The sequence below is a fragment of the Cryptosporangium japonicum genome (assembly GCF_039524755.1).
GTDB classification, from domain to species: domain Bacteria; phylum Actinomycetota; class Actinomycetes; order Mycobacteriales; family Cryptosporangiaceae; genus Cryptosporangium; species Cryptosporangium japonicum.
Genome location: NZ_BAAAGX010000010.1, coordinates 422,743 through 429,886, shown reverse-complemented (window position 1 = coordinate 429,886; position 7,144 = coordinate 422,743). Strand labels below are relative to the sequence as shown.

The window sequence follows — 7,144 nt, the reverse complement described above, 5'->3', positions numbered from 1 at the left end:
CCCCCCGGCCCGGGCCGGCGGCTTCGCGAGGCGCCACAGCAGAGCCGCGGCGTACGAGCGGTTCGGTGACCAGGGGAGTCCCAGCGCGATCGTCTCCCTCACCGTCGGCTCGGCGGGCAGCTCCATCAGCTGCTGCACGCCGCGTCGGATCCAGAGGTCCGGAGCGGGGAGCACGTCGGGCCGGCGGAGCTGATGGAGGACGAACAGCTCGGCCGACCAGACGCCGATACCGGGCTGCGCGACGAGCCGGGCGATCACTTCGGAGTCGGAGAGATGATCGAGATGCTCCAGGTCGATCCGTCCCTCGACCTGCGCGTGCGCGAGCGCGATGAGGTACCGGGCTTTCGCACCCGACAGCCCGGCCGCCCGCAGCTCGTCGAGCGCCAGGTCCGAGAGCCGCGCGGCGGTCACCTCGCCCCCGGCGAGCTGGGTGAGGCGGCCGAAGATCGTCGTCGCGGCGCGCACCGAGATCTGCTGCCCGACGATGTGGAATGCCATCGCGGCGAACGTGCCGCGGCCCGGCTCGTCGCCGTCCGGCCAGTGGAACGGGTCGACCTCGCCGTACACGTCGACGAGACGCGCGAACCGCGGCTCGGCGGCCACGAGTTCGCGGTAGTGGGTGCTTCGCCGGTCCATGCTGCCGTTCCTCCGTGCGCTCCGGCCGTGGGCGACGCCGAGAGTACGGACGCGTAGTGCACGGACAGTGGACGAGCGCGTCGGCAGTTCGTGTCCACTGGGGAGTCAGAAATTCGGAACCACCGGATGCGACGCTGCGGTTGTCCGTGCCCACCGGAGGAGAGGGACATCCCGCGATGAGCGTCGGTTCGCTGGCCACCAACCCCGGTCGATCACGCCGCGACCCCGGACGCGTCCCGGTGACCGTGCACTGCGAGGACCCGCTGACCCGGGCCGGGCTGCTCAGTCACCTGCGGACCGAGCCGCTCGTCGACCTGCGCGACGGGTCGGTGCCGCCCGTCGCCGGTGGGGTGGCGGTGGTGCTCGCCGACCGGGTCGAGGACCTCACGGTCGCCCGGGTACGTCGGCTGACGCCGGTGCAGCGGGTCGTCCTGGTCGTCGGTCAGCTGCGCGAGCCGGAACTGCTCCGGGCGCTGGACTGCCGGGTGGCGGCGATCCTGCTCCGGGACCAGGTGACGCCCGGCCGCCTGGCGTCCGCGGTCCGGACGGCGGCGCGCGGCGACCGTGACCTGCCGAGCGATCTCGTCGGCCGGCTCGTGGAGGTGGTGCACCGGCTGCGTCGGCAGGCCGAGGGCAGCGTCGCCGCCTCGGTCACGCACCCGCCCACCGCGCGCGAGCTGGACGTGCTGCGTCTGCTCGCCGAGGGCTGGGAGACCCGGGCGGTCGCGCGGGAGCTCGCGTACTCCGAACGCACCGTGAAGACCGTCCTGCAGGGACTGACCTCCCGGTTCGAGCTCCGCAACCGGACCCACGCGGTCGCCTACGCGTTCCGCGAGGGCTACCTGTGAACTCGGGCGCCTCCTCTGGTCGCCGCGCGGCACGCCGGGCGCCATGATCGACGACCACGTGAAGGACTTCCGGCACGGCCGGCTCGGGACGGTCGGTGAGACGCGCCCGCGCGCACGCGGACGCGACGATCACCGACAGCGTGGGGCGATGATGTGACCGTGACGCTGTCCGCACCTCCTCGCCTCGAAGGCGGCGGTGTGAGGGTCCGTCCCTTCACCGACCGGGACGTCGAGCTGATCTACGAGGTGTCGGCGGATCCGTCGATCACGTCCCTCACCGCGGTGCCGCCGGCAGCGGATGCGGAGGCTGCGCTGGAGTTCATCCGGCAGCAGCACGCTCGGCAGACCGAGGGACGGGGTTACTCGTTCGCGATCGCCTCGAGTGACACCGATCGGGCGTGCGGGCAGATCGGCCTGTGGCTGGACCGGTACGAGCGGGCCAGTCTGGGGTACTGGGTCGCTGCCCGGCGACGCGGTGGTGGGGTCGCTTCGGCCGCGTTGGCCTTGGTCTCTCACTGGTGCCTGACGCTGCCGGCGGTGCACCGACTGGAGTTGCATATTCAGCCGTGGAACGAGGGATCCCGCCGGACGGCGGAGCGGGTCGGTTACCGACGCGAAGGTCTGCTTCGTTCGTGGCAGGAAGTCGGCGGTGCCCGGCGGGACATGCTCATGTATTCGCTGCTGCGCGACGACCTCGCGTCGCGCAATGCTCCGACCGGTCAGCCGGCGAGGGGAGGAGGGAGCTCGCTGCGGGGCGGTGGCGTGTCGAGGCAGCCGGGGGCCTGCGCGTAGTACCGGCTCAGCCGGGTCGTCGCGGCGGCCCGGTCCGACGTCGGGTCGGTGGCGAGTGACATCGCGTGGCCGTAGGCGCGCGCCAGTACGTGCGCGGAGTACACGCCCCGGTCGTCCTCGTCGAGCAACGTCGCGAGGGTGAGTTCACGCAGCGACGCGCGGGCGGCGGCCGTCGTCGTGCCGCCCAGGCCGGCGCACGCCTCCGCGGTGGCCCCCGCGGACAGCGTCAGCGGGAACAGCCGGAAGAGCCGGGCGGCCTCCGGGCTGAGCCGCCGGTACGACCACGCGAACGCCGACAGCGCATCGCTCAACGGCGAGCCACCGGAGAAAGCCCCCGGCCGGTCCGCGTCGTCGCGGAGCTCCGTCGCCGCGGCGGCGAGCGACAGACGCGGGCGGGCGCTCAGCCACCCGGCCACGCTCGCCAGGGCGAGCGGCAACCGTCCGCACCGGGCGATGATCTCGTCGACGGCCGTCGCCCGGGTCGCGAACTCGGCGGCGGACCGGTGCCGCGAGCGCTCCAGGCGGCGCCGGAACAGCGACCGCGCCGACGGGAGGTCCGGAAGGTCGACGTGCAGCAGGTGGGCGCCGTCGTGCACGGCGAGGCCGACGAGCGGCGCGCGGCTGGTCACGAGAACCAGGCAGTCGGACGAGTTCGGCAGCAACCGACGTATCTGCGTCGCCTCCCGGGCGTTGTCCAGGACCACGAGGAGCCGTTTCCGGGCGGTCAGGCTGCGGTAGGCGCCGGTCCGGGCGTCGACCGAGGCCGGGATGTCCCGCTCCGGCACGTCGAGCGAGGACAGCAGCGAGCGCAGCGCCTCCCCGGCCGACAGGTCGTCCTCGTCCGCGGAGCGTCCACGCAGGTCCAGGTAGAGCTGTCCGTCGACGAACCGGTCCGCGACCTGGTGCGCGAAGTGAGTGGCCAGCGCCGATTTCCCCACGCCGGCCATCCCGTCCATCGCCACGATCAACGGGCTGGTCCGGGGTTCGGAGAGCAGGTCGGCGAGGAACGTCAGTTCGCGGGCCCGCCCGACGAACGTCGGCAGGGCCGGGGGGAGCTGGGCCGGCCGGGCGTCCGGGGCGTAGAGCGGGGGAGCAGGCGCTTCCGGCCGGCTCAGGACCTGCCGCTGGGCCTCCTGGAGCGCCGGGCCGGGGTCGATGCCGAGATCCTCGGCGAGCCGCTCGCGGGTCGCCCGGAACACCGCGAGGGCCTCCGCCTGCTGACCGTCGGCGGCCAGCGCGCGCACCAGGCCGGCCTGCACCTGTTCGTGCAGGGGTGCCATCCGGGCCGCCAGCCGCAGCGACGGCAGCACCCGGGACGACTGGTCCAGCGCGACCGCGAGCTCGGCGGCCGCGCAGCAGGCCTCGTGGAACTCGCCGTCCAACGCCGTGTGGAGCCCGGTGGTGGCCGAGTCGCGGGCCAGCGCGTCGGCGGTGGAGCCGTTCCAGAGGCGGAGTGCCTCGACGTACCGGTCGAGCGCGTCGGCCGGGTGGCCCGCCGCCCGATCGTCCTTCGCCGCCCGGGTGAGCGCGCGGAAGCTCGTCAGGTCGAGCGTTCCGGGACGGGCCGCGAAGAGGTAACCGTTTCCCTGACGCATCAGGTACGAGCCCGTCTCCCGGGCGGGCAGCGCCGGCTCCAGCAGCCGGCGCAGTGCCCCGACGTACTTGTGGATGACGTTGAGCGCGCTGGCCGGCGCGTCCTGGTCCCAGATCAGGTCGATGAGGTCGTCGGTGCTGATCGGCCGTCCGTCCCGGGAGAGGAGGAGGGCGAGCAGATAGGCCTGCTGCGGCGGGCCCACGTCCAGCTCGACCCCGTTCCGCCAGATCCGCAGCGGGCCGAGGATCTGGAGCCGGAGGACGGCCGTACGGAGCGTGCTGACTGGTGCGGACACGAGCGTGAACCGGTCCGAACGATCTGCTGCCTGCGCCTTCGTCACCGGCTAAGCGTCGGACGGGCAGTCTCCCCGCGCATCCGCCACCGGCCGGTGACGGGTGGCTGGCGACGCGGCCCGGATCGAGGTCAGTGCGGTTGAAGTAAGACGTCAGTTCGCCTCGGCACACTGCCCGGGTGATCCGCAGAAGCAGGGGCCTGGTCGGCCGCGACGACGAGTGCCGCGTGCTCGACGACGTGATCGAGGCGGTGCGTGCCGGGGAGAGTCGCGCCCTCGTGGTGCACGGCGAGCCGGGAATCGGGAAGAGCGCCCTCCTGCGTCATCTGGTGACCAGGGCCGGTGAGCTGCGGATACTCGCGACGACCGGCCGGCCGTCGGAGGCGGAGCTGCCGTTCGCCGGGTTGCACCAGCTGTTCGGGACGATGACCGAGCGCATCGACCGTCTCCCGGTTCCGCAGCGCAACGCTCTGCAGGTGGCGTTCGGCCTGCGTGAGGGCGACCCGCCCGACCGGTACGTCGTCTCGCTGGGCGTGCTCGGCCTGGTGGCCGAGCTGGCGCGCGAGTGCCCGGTGCTCTGCGTCGTCGACGACGAGCAGTGGATGGACCGGGCGACGGTACTGACCCTGACGTTCGTCGCCCGCCGGATGAAGTCCGACGCGGCGGCCGTCGTGTTCGCGTCCCGGGAGGGCCGGGAGGAGTTCCAGGGACTCCCGACGCTGGTCCTCTCCGGGCTCTCCGCCCACCACGCGCGCGAGCTGCTGGACTCGGTGATGACCGGCCCGCTCGACCCGAGCGTGCGCCACCAGATCGTCACCGAGACGCACGGGAACCCGCGCGCGCTGCTCGACGTCGCCCGCGGCGTGGGGCCGGCGGAGCTGGCGGGGGGCTTCCGGTTCCCGGGCGCGGTGCCGCTGTCCCCGCCGATCGAGCGGGACTACCGCCGGCGTCTCGACGCGCTGCCGCCGTCGGCGCGCCAGTTCCTGCTGCTGGCCGCGGCCGATCCGGTGGGCGACCCCACGACGCTGTGGTCCGCCGCGGCCCGGCTCGGTCTCGAGCTCCCGGCGCTGACCCCCGCGCTGGCCTCGGGCCTGATCTCGCTCGGCGCCCGGGTCGAGTTCCGGAACCCGCTGGCGCGTTCGGCCGTGTACCGCGCGGCCGGGCTCGTCGCGCGTCGCGAGGTGCACGACGCGCTGGCCGCGGTCACCGACCCGAGCTCGGACCCGGACCGCCGGGCCTGGCACCGGGCCCACGCGGCCGACCGGCCGGACGAGGACGCCGCCGTCGAGCTCGAACGGTCCGCGGGCCACGCGCGCTCCCGGGGCGGGCTGGCCGCGGCCGCGGCGTTCCTCAGGCGCGCGGCGGAGCTCACCGCGGACCCGTCGCTGCGGACCCGCCGGCTGATCGCCGCGGCCGAGGCCAGCCGGGACGCGGGGGGCCACGAGGCCGCGCTCGTGCTGCTGGACACCGCGAGCATGCGACCGCTCGACGACGAGCACGCGGCACGCGTCATGCGGATCCGGGGGATCATCGCGATCGAGCAGCACCGTCGCGTCGACGGCGTCGAGCTGCTCCTCGGCGCCGCCGCCCGATTCGGGCCCGACCACGCCGCGGACGCCCGCGCGACGGCGCTGGAAGCACTGGTGGGCACGTTCTGGGACGCGAAGCCGCACGATCCGCTGTTCGCGAAGGCCGCCGCGTCGGTCGCGGACCTCGTCCGGGGGTCACGCGCTCCGTCGACGCTCACGGATCTGCTGCTCGAGGGGCTGTACGTCCGGATCGTCGACGGCTTCGCCGCGGCGGCCCCGCTGTTGCGGCGCGCCGTCGACCGGCTGGTAACCGCGGCGCCGACCGACCGCTGGCAGGTGTTCGGCGCGAACCGGCTGTTCCTGATGCTGGCCGAGGAGCTCTGGGACGAGGACGCGATGGGGGTCCTCGCGACGCGTCAGGTCGTCGTCTGCCGGCGCGACGGCGCGCTCGCGGCCCTGCAGCAGGCGCTGAACTACAGCGCCTTCCACCGGATGCACGAGGGCGACTTCCTCGCGGCCGCGGCCCTGATCGAGGAGTCGCACACGGTCGCCGCGGTGAGCACCGGCCGGACGAATCGCCACGTCGAGGTGGTGCTGTCGGCCTGGCGGGGCGACGAGAGCCGGACGCCGAAGCTCAGCGCCGAGGTGCGTCAGCCGGTCCTCGAGGGGCGCGGGACGTTCGGCTTCTGCGCCGACTACGCGGACGCCGTGCTGGCCAACGCGCTCGGCCGGTTCGACGTGGCGCTCGCGGCGGCGAAGCGTGCGTTCGACTACGACCAGCGCATCGTGGCGTCGATGGTGGTGTCCGAGATCATCGACGCGGCCTCGCGGACCGGCGACGTGGACGCGCTCCGCTCGGTCCGGGACTGGCTGGCCGAGCGGGTCGCCGCCACCCCGCGGCCCTGGAACTTCGGCCTGCACGAGCGGTGTCTGGCGCTGCTCTCCGACGACGACCGGGCGGAGGCCCACTACCAGGAATCCATCGCGCAGCTGAGCACCACCCGGGCCCGGCTCGAGATCGCGCGTTCCCAGCTTTTGTTCGGGGAGTGGCTGCGCCGGCGGGGCCGGCGGGGGGACGCCCGCCGCTACCTGCGGGAGGCGCACCAGACGTTCCACGCGCTCGGCTCGGCCGGGTTCGCGGGCCGGGCCGCGCGCGAGCTGCAGGCCACCGGGGACGCCACGATCCGCGCCGCCGAGAGCGGCCACCCGTCGCTCACCGCGCAGGAAGCCCAGGTCGCGGCGCTGGCGGGCGCGGGACTGACCAATCCGGAGATCGGCGCGCGCCTGTTCATCAGCCCCCGCACCGTGCAGTACCACCTGCGCAAGGTCTTCCTGAAGCTCGGCATCACCTCGCGCGCGCAGCTCGCGCAGGCGTTGCCGCCCGAGGCCGCCGGGCTCGGTGATCTCGGTGGCCGGCGTCGTCTGGAGCCCGCGTGAGGGCTCGGCGGGCCGC

General features: G+C 74.1%; 5 protein-coding genes. 3 read left to right on the top strand and 2 right to left on the bottom strand.

Annotation, left to right across the window (positions count from 1 at the left end):
• On the bottom strand, positions 1 to 636 hold a 636-nt coding region (locus ABD437_RS15025; RefSeq protein ID WP_344649435.1), incomplete at its 3' end, for a DNA-3-methyladenine glycosylase family protein.
• 176 nt (positions 637 to 812) lie between these two features.
• Here ABD437_RS15025 and ABD437_RS15020 point away from each other — a divergent pair.
• Entirely contained in the window at positions 813 to 1,484 is a 672-nt protein-coding gene (locus tag ABD437_RS15020) for a helix-turn-helix transcriptional regulator (protein WP_344649434.1), read from the top strand.
• Between the two features lie 159 nt (positions 1,485 to 1,643).
• On the top strand, positions 1,644 to 2,276 hold the full coding sequence (locus tag ABD437_RS15015; RefSeq protein WP_344649433.1) for a GNAT family N-acetyltransferase: 633 nt from the start codon (positions 1,644 to 1,646) through the stop codon (positions 2,274 to 2,276).
• Here the strand turns inward: ABD437_RS15015 and ABD437_RS15010 are convergent.
• Positions 2,204 to 4,210: an AfsR/SARP family transcriptional regulator gene (locus ABD437_RS15010; RefSeq protein ID WP_344649432.1), complete on the bottom strand. Its 2,007-nt coding sequence runs from the start codon at positions 4,208 to 4,210 to the stop codon at positions 2,204 to 2,206. The genes ABD437_RS15015 and ABD437_RS15010 overlap by 73 nt on opposite strands.
• A gap of 131 nt (positions 4,211 to 4,341) precedes the next feature.
• On the opposite strand from ABD437_RS15010, the gene ABD437_RS15005 reads away from it, so the two are divergent.
• Entirely contained in the window at positions 4,342 to 7,128 is a 2,787-nt protein-coding gene (locus tag ABD437_RS15005) for a helix-turn-helix transcriptional regulator (protein WP_344649431.1), read from the top strand.
• Positions 7,129 to 7,144 lie beyond the last annotated feature (16 nt).

Coding starts and splice junctions, on each gene's coding strand:
- ABD437_RS15020 (WP_344649434.1), top strand. CDS start 813: ATGAGCGTCGGTTCGCTGGCCACCAACCCCGGTCGATCACGCCGCGAC.